The sequence below is a fragment of the Nostoc sp. DedQUE07 genome (genome assembly GCF_034530975.2).
GTDB lineage: Bacteria > Cyanobacteriota > Cyanobacteriia > Cyanobacteriales > Nostocaceae > Nostoc.
The window spans coordinates 40036-58960 of sequence record NZ_JAVRCC020000001.1; the positions used below are offsets into that span (position 1 = coordinate 40036).

Here is an 18925-nt window from a genome sequence, read left to right on the forward strand (position 1 = left end):
ATAAGTCTCGTTCTGACTGGTTAAGAGCCTCTAAGCTGGGAACTCATTCTAGGAGGCGGAGCCTCCAGTAGCTTGACAAGAGGCAGAAGCCCACTTTAAATACATTCTCAAGCCTCTAGGCTGGGAACAAGACGAAACAAGCCTTTAGGGTTTTCTTAGTACCATTCGACCAATGCCCTATCCCCAATCCCTATTCCCTAATCCAATAAGTCTGGTTGGTCGTGGGTAATTTCATCCCATAAATACTGGAATCCACCCCAGCCTGCTTGGTGAGTACCACCGCGTTGTTGGATCTTTAAGGCGATGTCGTGGTCAATTAGGATGGGTTTTCCTACAGCTTCTGCTAGCAATTGCGCCTTAGCGGTATCCTCTAACCTGATATACCACCAAGCGGCTTCATCCACACTGTGTCCCACGGTCAATATTCCGTGGTTGCGTAAAATCGCCGCTTTGCTCGTTCCTAGTGCCTGGGCAATGCGTTTTCCTTCACTTGTTTCTAAGACAATGCCTGTAAAATCATCAAATAGAGCATGATCTTGGTAAAAAGCACAGGAATCTTGGGTAATCGGATCGAGCAACCGGCCCAAAGATGACCAAGTTTTGCCATAGAAAGAATGAGCATGAGCCGCTGCGATGACATCGGGGCGGGCTTCGTGGATTTGAGAGTGAATGGCAAATGCTGCTTGACTAACTTTGCCGTCACCTTGGACTACCTGACCTTCACTATTTACCAATATCAGGTCTGATACGCGAATGCGACTGAAGTGTATCCCAAAGGGATTTACCCAAAAATGATCGGTAAGTTCGGGATCGCGGGCAGTGATATGTCCTGCCAATCCTTGAGCAAAACCCAAACGCGCAAATACCCGAAAAGCTGCTGCCAAGCGTTCTTGGCGATGGCGACGCTCTGATTCAATGGAAACGAAAGTCGGTGGCTGAAAGGGATTGCTGGGGCGGACGAGAGAAGTTTGCACCATAATTTTCAACTCCTACGTATGGATTGGGTAGACCTACAGCGTTGCCTCACTGCTGCTGAAAGCCTCAAGGTTTGTCGATAGAGATCGCTTCACCATTAAACTAGCGATAACAATAAAGAATTATGGCTCGGTGGGCGATGCCTACGGCGGTAAACTACGCAGTTTTTATCGCTGCAAAGACGTATTGTTTAATCATGTCCAGTGGACAATGCTACAAATAACTTTTGGCTAATAACCGTAAATACGTTACTAATTTACTGATACCAGCTTTTCAACTACCTATTGACAACAAATTTATTAACTAGAGTAGTGTAGCAAACTACTGCAAACCGATCGAATTACAGTAGTTTTAACTACAATGAAATTACCACAGTTCATTTAAATAAGCAAGCTAAATATAGAGTTCTGCTAGAAAATATACTTGAGGAGACTGTTGTGATTTGTTAAGCTGTGGAGCGAGCGATCGCCTGGTTTTTTCGGTTCTCACATATCTCCTTTATATTCTTCTAACAATTGCGGAATGTGATCGTAACCATCTACACCGATAACCGCAATAATTTTCGGGCGATGTTGTTGTAAGAACTTTTGGAAAGCTTCTGCCCCGATTTGTCCTTGTAAAATTGTCAGTAATCCTGCTGCTTGACGCCACTCATTAGAAGCAATTTGCTCTAAAAGATACATTCCCAAGCAACCTGTATAAACAGTTTTTTCAGAATTTTGCAGATGATAATAAGCTTCTGCTAAATAAGCTAAGTTCCGCCCTTGGAGATACAAATCACCGGAAACTTGCGCTGTTTTAAAACCATCTTCCAGATATTTAATTGCAGTTTGGTGTTCTCCTATTACTAAATAGGCAATTCCTAAGCTGCTGACACATAAGGCTTTACTTTGCAGATCGCCTAATTTTTCTGATAATTTTAAACCTTGTTCCAAATAATTAATTGCGGCTTCATAGGTTTCGGGTTCTAAGTTTTCCAATTCCTGAGCTTGCATGACTTCGCTGTAACCCAAATTTACCAGCGCGTTTGCTTCTCCTGTGCGATCGCCTGCTTGCCGACTCAGTATTAATGCTCGTTGACTGTAATTAATTGCTTCAGCATAATTTTGCTGTTGTACGTAGGTGCGGCTGAGGTGGTTGAGATTGGCAATTTCACAGGTGCGATCGCCTGCATTCCTGGCTATCTCTAGCGCTTGCTGATGAAAATCAATGGAGCGCTGGTATTGTCCCAAAGCACGCTGAGAATAACCTAAAAGTGTCAAAATTCGCGCTTTTTCCTGGGTTCCCTCGCCTCGTCGCAGCGGTTCATCTAAATAATCTAGGGCATCTCGTAAATAAGTGCCAGTAAAAGAGGCAAAAATCCCGCCGTAAAAAGGAAAATACGGACGCTGGGCAAAGGTTCGTAAAATCTGGAGCATGATTTGAGAACAGGCATCGCTGTATATTGTTCCAATGCTCCTAAAACCACTTGCTAACTGACTCCAAATCACCGCAAAGGTCAAAAAAGTGGAAATAGACAACTTTGGCCCAGCCTTAATATCGTAAGCTTGTTGGTCAAACCAGCTAATTAGTCCCCGTTGCAAGAACTGTAAAATTAATGCCATTTCCACCCAATCTCTGAGGGTAATACCACGCTGTCGTTCGGCAAACTCAATTGCGGATTCTTCCCTAGCTAAAGTGCGAAGCAGTGCTTGGGGTAACTCACTATTGAGTTGTTTTGCCCAACTTGCCCAAGGGCCGCGTTCTCCCGGTACACCGCCAAACCCCAGAGATTCTTTTTGCTCGTACATCCAACTGAGCAAGTTGTCTTGCAATCGCTGCCAAGAAGCTAAACCACGGGTAATCCCTTCGGAAAATTGTTGTAAATCAGCATCTGCCTGGGCAAATTGCTGCAATGCCTTGGACAACTGCTGTAACTGTTGTAAATTTAGCGGATACTTCTGATTGGGGTCAGTAACTCGGATAAATGTCGCTAGACGCTCGGCAGCGGTGGCTGTGGTGATTTCTGTAACTGCGGAGGCGATCGCTTCTGTTGCTTTGTTTTGCTCTTGCCAGCGTTGCCATTGGCTTTGAATCGTCTTAATGGCTCTCAAAGAGCGAGTCGCCTTGGCTTTCTTGAGTTCGTCTTTTTCGTTATCTACTTGACTTTGGAGGGAATTCAGGCGATCGCTCAAAGCTAGCTCAAAGACTTCCCCTGTACCGGAAGAGATTCCTTTAAGCAGCATTTGATACACCTGTTCTACAGAGCTAATTTTGCCCTTGAGGGTGGTTTCGACAATTTCATCGATTAAGGCAAGATAGCGATCGCTTAATGGCAGAGAGTCTGGCACTTTGGCTACTAGGAGAATGTCACGTCAATTCTAATTCTAGTCTTGGCTGCACAGGTAGGGGAAAGAATTAGCCACTTTTGGGCAGTCATGGTTATAACAAATGCAAAATTTAGAAAAATTTATTTAGCGATTTGTTATCATTCCTTGAGTGATTCGCTTTTTAACTACGCGATAAAAAAATAATGGAATGCCTACAATATAACGGTCTGCTAAACGAGTAGGTTCAGTAATTAAGCGTGTTAACCACTCCAGACCATTATCAGTCAGCCAACGCGGGCCGCGATATATAGAGTCAGTATAAAAATCTAGACAAGCACCTAAAGGTAAAAATACAATAGTTTCAATTTTATTGAAGTTATCTAAAATCCAGCGTTCCTGTAATGGCATACCAAAACCAATATATAAAATATCTGGTTGGAATTTATTAATTTTTTCTATTACCAAATCATTCTCTTTTCCTGATTTATCAAAATAACCATGATGTCCTTGTACGCGTAAATTAGGCGCAATCAATCCTAACTTAGTAATTGCCTTATCTACTACGCCAGGTTTTCCAGCTAACAAAAATAAAGAAAGGTTTTCTTGCTCGCACTTGAATGCTAAATCTTCTATGTAATCTGGTGCTGTCATTCGATGTGCAGATTGCATTGAATAACCATTGAATCTAGCTCCTACCATTACACCAAATCCGTCACAAAATACTAAATCAGCTTTATTCAAAAAATCTCGATACCAAGACTTTTCATAAGCGAAATTCATTGCTCTGATATTCACATGTCCTACAACTGTCTTTTTTTTATTTTTTGCTGCTTCTATTAAATAATCAACTAATTCTTGTACTTGAACTTTATGAAATCTTGTATCAAGCAATTTAACTTCCGGAAAAGTTTTCATTTCTGCATTTCCTCACTTATTAGCCAGTATACCAAGTTTAGAAGAATCAGAACAATAAAATAATAATACCTTTATCGCTACCTTAAATTTTCATAATTTTAAATTAAATTCCTTCCTTGATAACATCTATTATCCTTGCATACAGAATAAATTACGTCGTTTTTGAATTTGGTGTTTAATACATAGGGTAAGTAACTTAAACCTACTTTCATCAAGATGGTTATCAATTGATAACTGCTGTATAAATACCTCTTAAAGATGTAAGATATTTGTTGATGTCCAAGTCTTTAACTCTGACTCGTGCATTATTTCCCAAAGATATTCTCAGATTTTCGTTTGCAATTAAAGATTGCATTGCCTCTGACAATTGTTGAATATCCCCCGGATCAATTAATAAACCATTCTGATTTTGAGTAACTATTTCGGGTATTCCTCCCACTCCAGTAGTGATAACTGCCAAACCCCAACTCATTGCTTCTAATAGTGCCATAGGCAAACCTTCGTTGTAGGAAGGTAACACAAAGACATCAGCTTTAGTGAAAAGATCGTCGCGTTTTTCTCGATCTACCCAATCAAGAATAGTAATGTAGTCAGTAAGATTTAGAGTTGGGAGCAAACTACGAGCTTGTTCTACATCTCCATCCCCGGCTATAACTAACTTAGCTTGGCTTTGTTGAGCAACAGGCATAGAAGCAAATGCTTTAATTAAATCAAAAGTGCCTTTGCGCTCACCAATGCGCCCTAAAAATAAGAAAAATATTTGTTTGGAATCTATTCGCTGTGGTATTTGTGCGGGAATTTTTACCGGGTTAGGCAGAACAATAACTTGTTCTGATTTCAAGCCAAGATTCTCAATGTAGAATTTTTTCCAGCTATCTGATAAAACGATGAAACGCGTACATTTACAAAACGACCAACTTAGCCACTGCTTAAGCCATTGGGGTAGTTTTGAGTAAAACAAATGAAAATCAGCACTATGAGTATGAATAATTACTGGCTTTTGAAATAGCCAACCAATCAGAGTAGTGATTGAATGACGAAAAGCGCTACCTCTATCTGAAACATGGATGTGAATTAGGTCAGCTCTTTGGTTTAATAAGTTCCAAAATAACTCACCTATTGCTTGCAAAAACACTAACACTTTATAGACAGTAGAACCATTTGGTAAAGTTGTAATGTGTTTAATTTGAATATCAGAAGTAGTTTCTTCAAGAATGAGCTTTTCCACAGAAACTATTCCACCTTGGCGCTCCAAGCTTTCGCCCAACATAGTAATTTTTATGGTACTCATAATTGCTATTAATATATTTTGAAAATTGAGTACATAGATATTTATATAAACTATTGAATGAATTTATTCTAGTTTATATCCAAGGGCGTACTCCCAAAGCATTTTGAGAATTAATCCTAATAACTCTATCTGTTTGAGCGCAGAGCCACAAATTTATTCAATGTATACTTTTATGATTTTACAGGATGATCTCCATAACAAAAATCTGTCAGAGAAATTGTTATGAGGATGTTTAAAACATTGTTGTTAATAACAGCATTCTAGCACTCTCTCATAACTCAAAGCTAAGTAACAATTTTTTGTTTAAGCTAAATCATATATTTACAGGTTGGAAAAACCAATGAATTTATTTGAGCTTTTAGTAGGAGAAGACAATCATCCAGCCCTAGTTACACCTGATGGGCGATCGCTAACCTATAAGCAATTGCGCGAGAATGTTATTGCACTGGTATCTCAACTCAACAGCTTTGGATTGAAACGGGGAGAACGCATTGCCATTGCCATGACTAACGGTTCACCAATGGCAATTACCTTTTTGGCTGCTGCCTTATGTGGCACTGCTGCACCCTTAAATCCCAAATACAAACAAGAAGAATTTGCCTTTTACTACCAAGATACCCAAGCAAAAGCACTGATTACGTTGTCTGAGGGGTCAGAAGCAGCCATTGCTAGTGTCACACCTGATATGATGGTGATTAATGCCAAGATAAATACTGACGGCAAATTAAGCTTTGAATCAGTCAAAACAGGTTCAGAACCAGCAGAATCCGCGAATCCCACAGCCCCCAACGCTGATGATATAGCGATGATTCTCCACACTAGCGGCACTACCAGTCGTCCCAAGCGTGTGCCGATTCGTCATCGCAACTTAATTGCTTCAGCCGGCAATCTGATTAGTGCTTACTCACTCACAGCAGCTGATACTACACTTTGCCTAATGCCCTTGTTCCATGTTCACGGATTGGTGGGCTGTTTGCTAGCAACTCTGGCTTCGGGTGGTACATTAGTTTGTCCCAATGGTTTTAATGCCTTGGAGTTTTGGAAACTGGTAGATACCTACAAACCCACCTGGTACTCCGCAGCGCCAACTATGCACCAGACAATTTTGGCGCGCGCTAGCCGTAATACAGAAATTGTCAAAGCTAACCGTTTTCGTTTCATTCGCTCTAGTAGCGCTTCTTTGCCGCCGATTATCATTGAACAGTTAGAGGCAACTCTGAATGCTCCTGTGGTGGAATCTTACAGCATGACTGAAGCATCTCACTTAATGACCACCAATCCCCTACCGCCAAAAGTCAGAAAACTAGGTACTGTAGGTTATGGCTTTGGCGTAGAAGTCGGCATTATGGACTCTGAAGGCAACCTGTTATCTCAGGGAAGCTTGGGCGAGGTGGTGGTAAAAGCACCCAACGTTATAGATGGCTACGAAAACAATCCAGAAGCTAACGCCACTGCTTTTGTGAATGGTTGGTTCCGTACAGGGGATCAGGGTGCAGTTGATGCAGATGGCTACCTCCGCTTGACTGGACGGATTAAAGAATTGATTAACCGGGGTGGGGAAAAAATTTCTCCTTTAGAAGTGGATGATGTCTTGCTACGCCATCCCGCCGTCGCCGAAGCCTTAGCCTTTGCCGTCCCCCACAAATCTTTAGGAGAAGATATCCACGCAGCTGTTGTTCTAAAAGCAGAAGCTAGCGAAAAAGAACTTTTAGCTCACTGTGCAACTATGCTGGCAGACTTCAAAGTTCCGAGGCAAATTCACATTTTAGAGCAACTACCTCGTGGTGCTACCGGTAAACTGCAACGGTTAGCGATGGCGAAATTGCTGAATATAGGGGAATAGGGAGATAACGGTAGTTTACTAAACGATCTGGCACACCCACAGCGAACACGCTCTCAATAGACTAATCGTCAAAATCACAAACGTCTATGCAATCTACAAAAACAGAGATTGAACAGTCAGATCCTTCTGAGTGATACTGAAGTTACGCTGTTCTGGTGTGGCAACGAATGAAACGATCGCTTTTACAGCAAATGATGTAAATTGAAATGTCAACTTTTTATTTACACTGCAAAACTACACTGTACAGCGATTTTACTTCCAAAAAACTTTGGTATTATACGTATTTATTACATAATCTCAAGTTTTGCAACAGGCGATACTTACGGTGAGCTACGCTAACGCACTTCATACAGCGATCGCAATTTGAGGATATCTTCCCATTCGAGATCGGTAAATGGTTGGGTAACTAGTTCTATACCAAAGTATTGTCTTGCCGTCTCTGTCAATGTCTCCACAATCTTTGCAATCCAGTTATCCTCGTCCTGTGTATTGCAAAGTGAGGTATTCCACGGAGCCGGTTGTTCAAAGATTTGCTGAAATAAACCTTTGTCTGTAGACAAAATCATCGAGCCGTGTTGAAGAATGGTATTTTTCCCCTTGCGTTGGGCACTACCAATAAATTTACTTCCATCGGCAGTAACTAAGTCAGCTGCTGTTGCTGTGTTGAAACAACTGGGATTATGAATGTAACCCCGTCCAGCAGAACCATAACTTAACTCAATACCCAAGGTTTGCCAGCCTTGGATTAAAAAGTTACAGATTTTTTCATAAGTACCCCAGCTTTTTCCAGTACTAGCTGAGGTAATCACAGAGTAGGTCAAGTTTCCTTGGTGGAGAACAGCTCTACCTCCTGTTGGACGACGAACTAGATCGAGTGGCTGTCCCTGATAAATCAGATTATGCCATTGGGCAGGCCATTGTTTTTGCAGATGTCCCAAGGAGAGGGCGTGGGGATGCCAGGTATAAAAACGCAAGGTAGGCGGGTGCTGTCCCTTTTCACATTGGTTGAACAACCAAGCATCGATCGCCATTTGTACTCCTCCTGATGTCTGAAGCATTGGGATAAAACGCCAGGTGGATGGTGATTCGGTTACTAGTTGTTTCATCTGTTTGGGACTGTGGAAATATATTGACATCCTAATATCAGTATTTAATAATACTTTTGTTTCAGATTATCAGGAAAAATCTGTTTATGAATTTCATCAAAATGTTTATTAAAGGCAAAACTGTATTCAATTTTGAATTTTGAATCTTCCAGGATTTATGCAAACAATAGCCATCTCTACTTGAGTTTTATCCCCATTAACCTCGACAAATTTTTCAAATTTTTCCCAGTCAGTAATTTTGTGACCATTACAAGAGTGGTTGATTTGGTAAGGCTTTATAATCTCCCGTGCTGACTTTTCGTTGAAGCCAAAGGTTGAAAGCGGGGGTAAACCAGTGCGACGCCGATAGCGAGTCTGCGAGCGTCATAGCCCGTCGTAGACATCGCTAACCCACATTGACAGTTAGATTACAATCTTAGGTATAGTTTCTCTGACTGGAGTTGTTCATCGGGTGATTCAATCCGATTCAATGACAAAGCATACCAGACAAGTATTACTTAGTGCGCTCAAGGTGGTTGTCTTATGCCTGACACTGTTCCTACTATGCACAAGCAATAGTTGGGCGCAAATCATTGCTGACAGCAAAATTTCTCCTCTGATTGAGAAGCTGATAGATAACGATGCCCACATCAGAAGCCTTGCAGCAGATGCATTAGTTAATATCGGTTCCCCAGCAGTACCGTCTCTGATTGAGGCGTTGAAAAATCAAGATATTAATCTTCGCTGGCACGCGGCTTCGGTTTTGGGAGATTTGGGTGCAGAAGCAGCACCAGCAGTTCCAGCCTTAAGTGCCGCATTGCAGGATGAAGATGGACAAGTCCGCCTGTACGCCACCTTAGCTTTAGGAAATATTGGTACAGCAGCCAAAGCAGCAGTTCCATCGTTGATGGCGGCATTACAAGACAAGGAGCAATTCGTTCGCATTTATGTTCCTTCTGCACTCAGAAAAATTGGTGTAGAAGCGAAAGTAGCTGTCCCAGTATTAACTGCTGCCTTAAAAGATAAGAACCCCACTGTACGTTACAATTCGGCTTACGCTTTGGGTGCAATGGGTACAGAAGCAGTATCTTCTGTCCCTAATTTAATTGCCCTGTTGAATGATAACCAGTTTTACGTGCGTTTAGGTGCTATCAAAGGTTTAGGAGGAATCGCGGCAGGCTTTCAGGACAAAGCCAATGCTTTACCTACCTCGAAGTTGCAGAAAGTCATCTCAGACTTTGAGCAGGTATTGACAACTATACAAAAATACAAAGATAAATTCACAGAAACGGACATTAGGCTAATACGTCGCCCTCTCAATGCCCTGAAAGCAGAAAAAGAAACTCGCCTTTTTGATAGAGTTCTGGAATCGCTATTTAAGCATAAATTACTTTTGGGAATTGCCGCTTACCTTATCTTATTGCCTTGTATTTGGTTAATTCTCTTGCGGGTAGCCCCTTTATGGTTGTTGAAAATTAACAACGCCCTCAAACCCTACACAGATTTTTCTCTCCCATTTATCAGCGTTAATGTACCTCTGCGATATGTGCTATTTGTTGGCTGGTTTCATTACCATCCCAGAGTATTAGATGCGTGGGTAGCTAAATATATCAAAGCAGCCCGCGAACAATTTCCCAAAAAGGATACAGTTAGCAGTCGCGCCTGTTATATTCCCATTCCTGTTGTTCTGGATGGTACAACAGTTCCCCAACTGATGAATGAGAATTTGCGCTCAACTTTCGAGAAACAACGTAGCTGTCTAGTAATTGGTGGAGAAGGGGGTGTAGGTAAAACCAGTTTAGCGTGTCGAATCGCTGGATGGGCAATGGCTGAAGATGAAGACCAACAACTCTGCAAACATTTGATGTTACCTGTGCTTTTGGAAGAAGAATTTCGGGTAACTGAAGGTAAGTCACCGCTTTTAGAAGCCATCAGAGGACAGTTGCAAGCTTTAATTGATGAACCAGAGCCGATTTGTCAAGAATTACTGTTACGTTTGTTAAGAAAGAAACGCATTCTAGTGATTGTAGACCGATTCTCAGAAATGAATGCCACTACACGAGAAGCAATTGAACCGGAGTCGCCAGAGTTTCCGGTGAATGCATTAGCGATTACTTCCCGAATTGAGGAAAAGCTGGGGCGGGTTAATAAGACGATAATTAAACCTTTGCGGATTGAGGCGAATAAACTATCGTCCTTTATGGAAGCTTATCTCATGCAGCGAGGTAAACGCGATCGCTTTACTGACCAGGAATTTTTTGACGCTTGTAACCGTCTTTCTCTCATGGTCGGTCAAAATAATATCACTGTCTTGCTGGCTAAACTTTATGCTGAACAGTTAATCGCCAGTAAAGATGTTACATCTAATATTTCTGCGTTGCCAGAGAATATTCCTAATTTGATGCTGGGTTATATAAATGAACTCAATCGTGATGTTACAGACGAGCAATTTAATGACCGTACTGTTCATCAAATTGCCAAAACCATCGCCTGGGAATGCTTGCAGCAAAGTTATCAACCAGGAACCGCCAAGCGTGCAGATGCCATTGCGGCATTAGCAGCTTTGGGTATTGATGACCCCGAAGCACACCTCAATTATCTGGAAAAGCGCCTGCACCTGATTCAAACTATCGGTTCTGCTAAAGACAGAATCCGTTTCTGTCTTGACCCTTTAGCTGAGTATCTTGCAGGTTGGTATTTAATCGAATTGTATGGCAATAACGATGGGAAATGGCGATCGCATTTTTTCAAAAAGGCGGACGATTTAGTTAAAACAGGCGCACCAGATGCCATCAAAGGCTTGTTGTTGGCAGTGCGAGATTGCTACTTATCTGAGGTTCAAGGTAGCAAAGAAACAGACTTTGTACCCCAAAAGTCGGGTAAACTGGCTGGGTTTACACCTTCAGTAAATGCGCCAGCTACTACTGTACAAACACTAATACCATGAATGATATAGCGGTTGTCAATTGCACGAAATACAGACCTAACCCCCAGCCCTTTCCCTACTAGCGTTGGGGAGTAAGATTCAAAGCCTCTCTCCTAAAAGGAGAGAGGCTTGGAGAGAGGTCAAAGTGTATTGCATCCATTCGATAAGCGCTATATGCATTGCATATTTTCAATGATTATACTCACTCGCTCGGCGTTCGCTGCTGTTTATTAAGAACGCCGAGCGAGTGTGCCATTTGATGAATATGACTAAATTAAAATTAGTGATTATTTTGATTTTGAGAATGGAAAGGACAACCACCTGCCGTCAATTTCTGAAGAAAGACATTATTATCAAAATAATGCTCTAAAGACTCAATCCTCAAATCATCAGTGACACGAGCAATACTAACTCCGACGATTTCTATTGTTTCACCTGTAGGTGCATAGTCCTTATAGGAACCATTAAATGTTCCCCAATGTCGCCACTTAAAGGTAACATTAGGCGGCCCCGAAAGAACTTCTGTTAATTCCCAAAGGAAGCCATTGGGAAAGGCTGTATGAAAAACTTGAAATGAAGATTCAAAGGTTTCTGTTTCAGAGTCATATTGCTCAGTTTTACCCAAAAAGAGGTTATAAGTACCTTCATCTGCAACATCCTGAGCAGTGAATTGTTGTCCCCCATTGGTACTCATTTTAAACTTATCAGTAACAATCGAAAGCCACTGTTGAGGATTAGATTTATTAGAAGCTTCCATCTCAAAAGTGCGGACTAAGTTTTGAGCGATCGCTTCTATTGAACCTTCTGGATGCTGAAATTTACTCTCTTGATGAATAATCCGGGCGTTTTCCCTCTCGCCACTGTACTTCTTCATCATGAGTAATGACTATATCTCTATCTTGTACCCAGAGTGGCAATTCTGTTGTCTTTTCGCTACTCATACAAGCTGACTGACTATAAACATCGTTTCTCAGAAGAAAGTTTTATGCATATAAGTAAATCTAAAAATCGAAAAAAGTAAAAAATATTCATAATTAACTCAATAAACTTGACTTATGGTACAAATCAGAATAATAGTAACTACATACATCTGAACACTTAAGCTATCCTATTTAACGTAAGTTTGACAAATATCTTCTTACATCAATTTAAGTTGATCGAGCATCACTACAAGGCAACAAATTGCTGTCCTTAAATCAAATCCAATTGCATTAAATTTCCTTCAGAAAAACCGAGACTGGAGTAAACTGGTTTACCTGATGGTGAGGCATTAAGAAGCACTCGCGTGCAAGCGATCGCTTTTAAATATTCAATTGCTCTATTAGTTAAAGATTTGGCAATTCCTTGTCTGCGGTAAGATTGTTCGACATAAACGCCCCAAATATATCCAAATTTGCGGTATTCATCTTTGAAAACATTCGGGTATAAACCTGCAAAAAGTTGACAACTTACAGAACCCACAACTGTATTATCAACCTCTGCAATAAAAGCTTTGTAAAACAAATCTCGACGCGCATCTTCTAGAAATTGGAGGGTAATATTCTGCCACTCCACAAGTAGATTACTCTCATCAACACCAATATCTAGCCACATTTGATAAAAGTGTTGTGCAATTACTGAATCTTCTTTGATAGTAGCTTCTCTGATAGTTATATTTTTTTCTGTCAGCATAATTTCCAACGATTTTTTAGAACTCACAAATAACTCCTCCCCAAAGTTGGCTACCGTGTACACAGAAGTCGAATTACCCCCCTTAATCCCCCCTTGCCAAGGGGGGAAACAAGAAAATCTATCTAGTTCCCTCCCCTTTGCAAGGGGAGGGTTAGGGTGGGGTAAAACCCAGATTAATCAGCTATTTCAGACTTGTGTGTATACCGTAACCAAAGTTGGAGAAGAGTTTGTTAGCATCAGCTAAAAACTGGCAGTTTCACAGATTCCGATCTCAGACTTTCTGTGCAGTTACTTCCTCTGGCTTTTCTTGAGTTTGCAAAGATGCATACAACCTATTCAACGCATTTACATAAGCTTGCGCGGATGCCACGATGATATCTGTATTGGCTGCATGACCAGAAAACACTTTAGACTCATAACGTAAACGAATCGTCACTTCGCCAAGGGCATCAATACCGCCTGTTACTGACTGCACAGAAAACTCAATCAACTGGTTGGGTACATTCACCACACGGTTGATAGCTTTGTAAACTGCATCCACTGGCCCAGTACCGATCGCAGCATCGGTTAATTCTTCACCTTCTGGGGTACGCAGAGTAACTGTAGCAGTAGGACGGGCGTTGCTACCACAGGAAACTTGCACCAACTCTACCCGGAACAAATCGGGTGCTTGTTGGATTTCATCGTTAACGATCGCTTCCAAATCCCAATCAGAAATTTCTTTCTTTTTATCTGCTACTTCTTTGAATCTAACGAAGGCTTTATTTAACTCAGTATCCGACAGTTCAAAGCCCAATTCTTTCAACCGAGTCCGGAAAGCATTTCTACCTGAATGTTTGCCCAAAACGATTTGATTGTCTGTTAAGCCAATCAATTGAGCATCCATAATTTCGTAGGTGAGTTTGTTTTTTAATACACCATCTTGGTGAATTCCAGACTCATGGGCGAAGGCATTCGCCCCGACGATCGCTTTATTTGGTTGTACCAACATTCCCGTCAAATTAGAAACTAAGCGTGAGGTTTTGTAAATTTGTCGGGTGTCGATATTTGTCAGCGATTCTTGAGAATCTTCTGGTCTGCCGAGATAAGGGTTAAAATATTGCCGCCGCACGTGCAACGCCATTACCAATTCTTCGAGTGATGCATTTCCGGCGCGTTCGCCAATGCCATTGATCGTACATTCTAGTTGCCGTGCGCCATTTTTTACGGCTTCTAAAAAGTTAGCAACTGCCAAGCCTAAATCATTATGACCGTGAACGGAAATAATCGCTTGGTCAATGTTGGGGACATTTTCGATAATGCCTTTAATTATGGCTCCAAATTCGCTAGGGGTTGTGTAACCTACGGTATCGGGAATGTTAACTGTTGTTGCACCAGCTGCGATCGTTCGCTCTAACACTTGGTACAAAAATTCTGGATCGGAACGAGCCGCATCCATCGGCGAAAATTCCACATCTGTCATGAAAGATTTGGCATAAGCGACCATTTCTTCGGCGATCGCTAACACTTCTGCCCGTGACTTTCGCAATTGATATTCTAAATGAATATCAGAAGTCGAAATGAATGTGTGAATTCTGGCATTAACTGCTGGTTTTAATGCTTCCGCAGCCGCTTCAATATCAGCTTTAATCGCTCTTGCCAAACTACAAATGACCGGGCCATTTTCTGTCCCGACAATTTGAGCAATTTTCTTGACTGCTTCAAAATCTCCGGGACTAGCAAACGCAAAGCCTGCTTCAATTACATCTACACCTAGACGCGCTAATTGCTTGGCAATAACTAGCTTTTCGTCTATATTCAAAGTCGCTCCCGGACACTGCTCTCCATCTCGCAATGTTGTATCAAAAATGATGATTCGATCTGTTTTGTTTCTCATTTGCCGTTTGTTGTTTAGTGTTTAGTGTTTACTTGTGGCTTAATATATCTTCAACCCTAGTTTTTCTTTTACTCTTATTTTTGTAAATAATTGTTAAAGCTACTAACCTTCAGTTTTTTCTATTTGATCTCTGATATCATTTAAATCTATATATCTATCTGTAGCATTGCGTAGTTCTCTAGCAATCATTCCTTCTGTTGATACTACCGTTATATGTGTATTTTTTGAGCGTAATAGTTCGATTGCTCTTTCAAAATCTCCATCACCACTGAATAATACTACTCGGTCATACTGGTCTACTGTATTAAACATATCTACAACAATTTCAATATCTAAATTCGCTTTTTGCGAGTAACGACCTGACGTATCATCATAATATTCTTTCAGAATTTTAGTTCGTACTGTATATCCTAGACTAATTAGAGCGTCTCTGAAACCTCGCTGGTCTTGTGGATCTTTTAAGCCAGTGTACCAGAAGGCATTAATTAATGTTGTTTCTGATTGCTCATGTTTGAAGTATTCTAAGACTCGTCGCGGGTCAAAAAACCAGCCATTTTTTTGTTGAGCATAGAACATATTGTTTCCATCTACAAAAATAGATAGACGATTCATTGGAGAACCCATACAAATTTACACCTAATAATATATATGAATTTAGATGGAACAATAGATTATAGCAATTTTCAAATGCCTTGTTTGCTAATATCTATAACGTAGTTCTTTATCTATAGCTTTTATCCTACCTCTTTCAAGACATAAAAACGCTTGCAATATTGGAGTTGAGATCCAGGATGTTAACCTGATTCACCCTGCACAGCAAGAGCCACCCGGCGATCAAAATCCACCCAGAAAATTGACCCAATAACAGCATTCATCGCTGCATAACCCTAAAGTTTACTCCTAAAGAGGTATCACATCGGCTTAAGGTAAGATATAAATTAAACCCTATATTTCGCTAAAGCTGTCAGTATCAGGACACGCTTTCTGGAGATTACCAACATTGCGCCAGAGACAGAAGACAGCCTTGGACTGCTTATGGTATGGCACCCAGTTAGTAACGTACTTGTTGGTTAGGTTAGGGTAAAATCTTGCCAGAACCAAATGCACTGGTAGAGTATATCCGACTCCGATCTATGAGACAATCACTACTTGTAACTCATTCACCAGAAAAAGAATAAATTAAGTAGTGGTTGAGTAAGAATTTTTTGGGGGCTGGCTCTGCCAATAAAATTTTGTTGATGAATAGAAGATACTTTACAAATGTATAAGATTATCATTTAAGTCTTATTTCAATGTGCTTACACTAAAACGCGGTCTGAATAAATAAAAGTGTTGGACTAAAATCAATCAGTAACACGATATGGCAGAAGAACCTACATCTACCTTAACTAAAAACTATGTCTCTACTGCCAATAGACTGTCAAGTAAACCAACAAAAGTGACTTCAACAGCATCTGCTCGCCACTCTCGCTGGATGGTTCGCTTAGGTCATCTACTGGCAGGTACTTGGGCAATTGGGGGCGCACTATTGAGCGCTTCTGGTGGGGAATCGGTTCAATTGATGGAAAATCAGGTGCTTTCTGGCTTTTTTCAACTGCGCGGCCCGATCGCGCCTCCAGAAGACATCGTAATTTTAGCAATAGACGACCAGTCAATATCGGTTCCCGAACAGTACTATAAAACAGATCCGAAACAGTATGCCTACTTAGAAACACTGAAATCTTATCCTTATAAACGGGCTGCATACTCCCAGGTAATTACAAAATTAATCGAAGCAGGTGCCCGCGCTGTAGCATTAGATGTAGTTTTTGATACGGCAAGCAGCTATGGAGTTGCAGACGATCGCCAATTTCAGGCAGTACTGCAAAAATATGGTAATAAAGTTACCTTAGCAGCCGTTTACGAAAACTCCCAGACGCACCAAGGGTCTTTTACGCAACTGACAGACCCACAACAAATGTTTCGTACAAAGTCAGTATCCATTGGTTCAGTTAATTTTCCTTTAGAAGTAGATGGAAAAGTTCATCGATTAGCGAGTGAGTATCCCAAATTATTAGGTGAAGATAATTTATTTACCAAAAAGCGACTCTCTTTTGATGAAGCCGCGCTGAAGGCAGCGCAAGTAAATTATCCCCGACCAAAAGGCGATCGCATTTATTTTTGGGGGCCTGCGGGTACATTTGAGCAAAAACCTTTTTGGCACGTACTCGACCCGCAAAACTGGAACAGCTATTTGCAGCAAGGAAAGGTGTTCAAAGACAAAATCGTGCTGATTGGTGCAACAGATCGGTTACATAATGATTATTATCCAGTTGCTGGTAGTAATAGTACTGAACCGATGTCTGGCGTAGAAATTCACGCCAATGCGATCGCAACTTTGATGACAGGAAAAGCGATCGCCCCAGGAATTAAGAGTCCACCATTGCAGGGTTTGTTTGTGCTAATGCTAGTTGGCAGTTCAGCCTTGATGATTAGCAGACGCAAACGTAGCATCCATAGATTTTTCTATAGCCTCGCCCTGTCTGGCGCTTGGGGAGGAATTAGTTATGGGTTATTTGTCTATGGTCAGTTAGTTTTTCCCACTAGCGTACCAGCGATTGCGATCGCCATGACCGGAATTTCCTATTTGGCAACCTCAGTCATCAGAGAAAGCATCAGAAAACGCCAATTAGTAGACATTTTTCAGAAGTATAAAACTTCACCCGTTGTCCAAGAGATTATCAGCCAACAAGATGACTTCCAACACCTAATCCAGCAACGAGATTTAGCCTTATCAGGGAAAGTCTTGGCAAGACGCTACAAAATTGTCAAAGTTCTCGGTTCCGGTGGATTTAGTGAAACCTACATTGCCGAAGATACCCAACGTCCTGGAAATCCGCGATGTGTTGTCAAACAACTAAAACCAGCCAACACCAAACCAGAAGGATTGCAACTTGCCAGACGTTTATTTCACTCAGAAGCACAAACACTAGAAAAATTGGGAAGGCACGCTCAAATTCCTCAACTTTTGGCCTATTTTGAAGAAGATGAAGAATTTTATTTAGTCCAAGAACAGATAATTGGTCATCCTTTAAATCAAGAACTTCCAGCAGGTAGAGCAATTGATGAAATTGCCGCGATCAAAATTATCAGGGACTTATTGCAAACATTAACATTTGTCCATGAAAACCACGTGATTCATCGGGATATTAAACCCAGCAATATCATCCGGCGACACTCAGACGGAAAACTGGTGTTGATTGACTTTGGAGCCGTTAAAGAAGTCGGCATCAAACAGCTCGATCCTCAAGAGTCCACCCCTTTCACCATTGGTATTGGTACTCAGGGTTACGCACCAAGCGAACAATGTTTTGGTCGTCCACAGTACAGTAGTGATATCTATGCAGTTGGCATGGTTGGGATTAAAGCCTTGACTGGTGTAGCACCCCGTGAGCTAGATAGAGACGCTAAGGGGGAAATCAAATGGAGAGATGCCTACGGCGGTAAACTACGCACTCAGGTCAGCCACTCCCTAGCTCAGATTCTCAGTAAAATGGTGGTGGCTGACTTCAAAGAGCGATATCAGTCTGCATCAGAGGCTCTTAAGGATCTTGAAGCTATTAAAGTTCTTGACGATTTGGTAAATTTCCAACAGAGAGACTATATTCCACAAGATGACTTATTAATGAATACTTTAGACGATTTAGACATACCCACAAAATCTTACTCAGAAGGACAAGAAACTTCCAAATAAAAAAATCTCCAATCACTCTGGAAACTGTTCTTAAGTAGGCAAAGCCAAATCTGATAGTTGTATTGGATACAAAAATTTGGATAATTTAATTTTTGGAGTTGCAAAAGTATAATCGGGCACGAAAATAGGGAGGTGAGAAGAAGAGACTTCTTTCAGAAGTCGGGAAAAGGGGAAGGTGGGGTCCCCTCTGGGGATAAGGGGCGGGGTAAAGGGGGAAAGGTTTGTTATTTTCCCTTTTCCCAATAAAGATGAATCCCTTTTCCCACAAGAGTGCAAAAGTTCTTTTTGCAAGAGACTCTAT

General features: G+C 41.2%; 11 protein-coding genes and 1 pseudogene. 3 read left to right on the forward strand and 9 right to left on the reverse strand.

Going from position 1 to position 18925, the window contains the following annotated elements; all coding sequences use genetic code 11:
- Positions 1-197: 197 nt before the first annotated feature.
- The 4 genes from RMZ95_RS00150 to RMZ95_RS00165 form a co-directional block, all read right to left on the reverse strand.
- Positions 198-977, reverse strand: a complete 780-nt coding sequence (locus RMZ95_RS00150; RefSeq protein ID WP_322683175.1) for a class II aldolase/adducin family protein — start codon at positions 975-977, stop codon at positions 198-200.
- Between the two features lie 483 nt (positions 978-1460).
- Complete coding sequence (locus RMZ95_RS00155; protein ID WP_322683174.1) at positions 1461-3305, reverse strand: tetratricopeptide repeat protein; 1845 nt, start codon at positions 3303-3305, stop codon at positions 1461-1463.
- 123 nt (positions 3306-3428) lie between these two features.
- Positions 3429-4199, reverse strand: a complete 771-nt coding sequence (locus tag RMZ95_RS00160; protein WP_322683173.1) for a WecB/TagA/CpsF family glycosyltransferase — start codon at positions 4197-4199, stop codon at positions 3429-3431.
- 223 nt (positions 4200-4422) lie between these two features.
- Positions 4423-5490 carry a glycosyltransferase family 4 protein gene (locus RMZ95_RS00165; protein WP_322683172.1) on the reverse strand — a complete coding sequence of 356 codons (1068 nt, stop codon included), beginning with the start codon at positions 5488-5490 and terminating at the stop codon, positions 4423-4425.
- 340 nt (positions 5491-5830) lie between these two features.
- On the opposite strand from RMZ95_RS00165, the gene RMZ95_RS00170 reads away from it, so the two are divergent.
- Positions 5831-7333 carry an acyl--CoA ligase gene (locus RMZ95_RS00170; RefSeq protein WP_322683171.1) on the forward strand — a complete coding sequence of 501 codons (1503 nt, stop codon included), beginning with the start codon at positions 5831-5833 and terminating at the stop codon, positions 7331-7333.
- Positions 7334-7668: 335 nt separating this feature from the next.
- Here the strand turns inward: RMZ95_RS00170 and RMZ95_RS00175 are convergent, their stop codons facing one another.
- Positions 7669-8439, reverse strand: a complete 771-nt coding sequence (locus RMZ95_RS00175) for a biotin/lipoate A/B protein ligase family protein (protein ID WP_322683170.1) — start codon at positions 8437-8439, stop codon at positions 7669-7671.
- Between the two features lie 469 nt (positions 8440-8908).
- Here RMZ95_RS00175 and RMZ95_RS00180 point away from each other — a divergent pair, with 469 nt between their 5' ends.
- The gene (locus tag RMZ95_RS00180) at positions 8909-11365 is read left to right on the forward strand and encodes a HEAT repeat domain-containing protein (RefSeq protein ID WP_322683169.1); all 2457 of its coding nucleotides are present in this window, start codon (positions 8909-8911) and stop codon (positions 11363-11365) included.
- Between the two features lie 259 nt (positions 11366-11624).
- On the opposite strand, the pseudogene RMZ95_RS00185 reads toward RMZ95_RS00180, so the two are convergent.
- From RMZ95_RS00185 to RMZ95_RS00200, 4 genes and pseudogenes are all read right to left on the reverse strand, one after another.
- Positions 11625-12285: pseudogene (locus RMZ95_RS00185) on the reverse strand (SnoaL-like polyketide cyclase).
- Positions 12286-12535: 250 nt separating this feature from the next.
- Positions 12536-13042, reverse strand: a complete 507-nt coding sequence (locus RMZ95_RS00190) for a GNAT family N-acetyltransferase (RefSeq protein ID WP_322683168.1) — start codon at positions 13040-13042, stop codon at positions 12536-12538.
- A gap of 244 nt (positions 13043-13286) precedes the next feature.
- Positions 13287-14891 (reverse strand): 2-isopropylmalate synthase, encoded by a 1605-nt coding sequence (locus RMZ95_RS00195; protein ID WP_322683167.1) that lies wholly within the window; start codon positions 14889-14891, stop codon positions 13287-13289.
- 102 nt (positions 14892-14993) lie between these two features.
- A complete protein-coding gene (locus tag RMZ95_RS00200) occupies positions 14994-15515 on the reverse strand; it encodes an NYN domain-containing protein (RefSeq protein ID WP_041565194.1) in 522 nt (173 codons plus the stop codon).
- Between the two features lie 736 nt (positions 15516-16251).
- Between RMZ95_RS00200 and RMZ95_RS00205 the strand changes: the two genes are divergently transcribed.
- Positions 16252-18624, forward strand: coding sequence for a CHASE2 domain-containing serine/threonine-protein kinase (locus RMZ95_RS00205; protein ID WP_322683166.1), 2373 nt, complete (start codon positions 16252-16254; stop codon positions 18622-18624).
- Positions 18625-18925 lie beyond the last annotated feature (301 nt).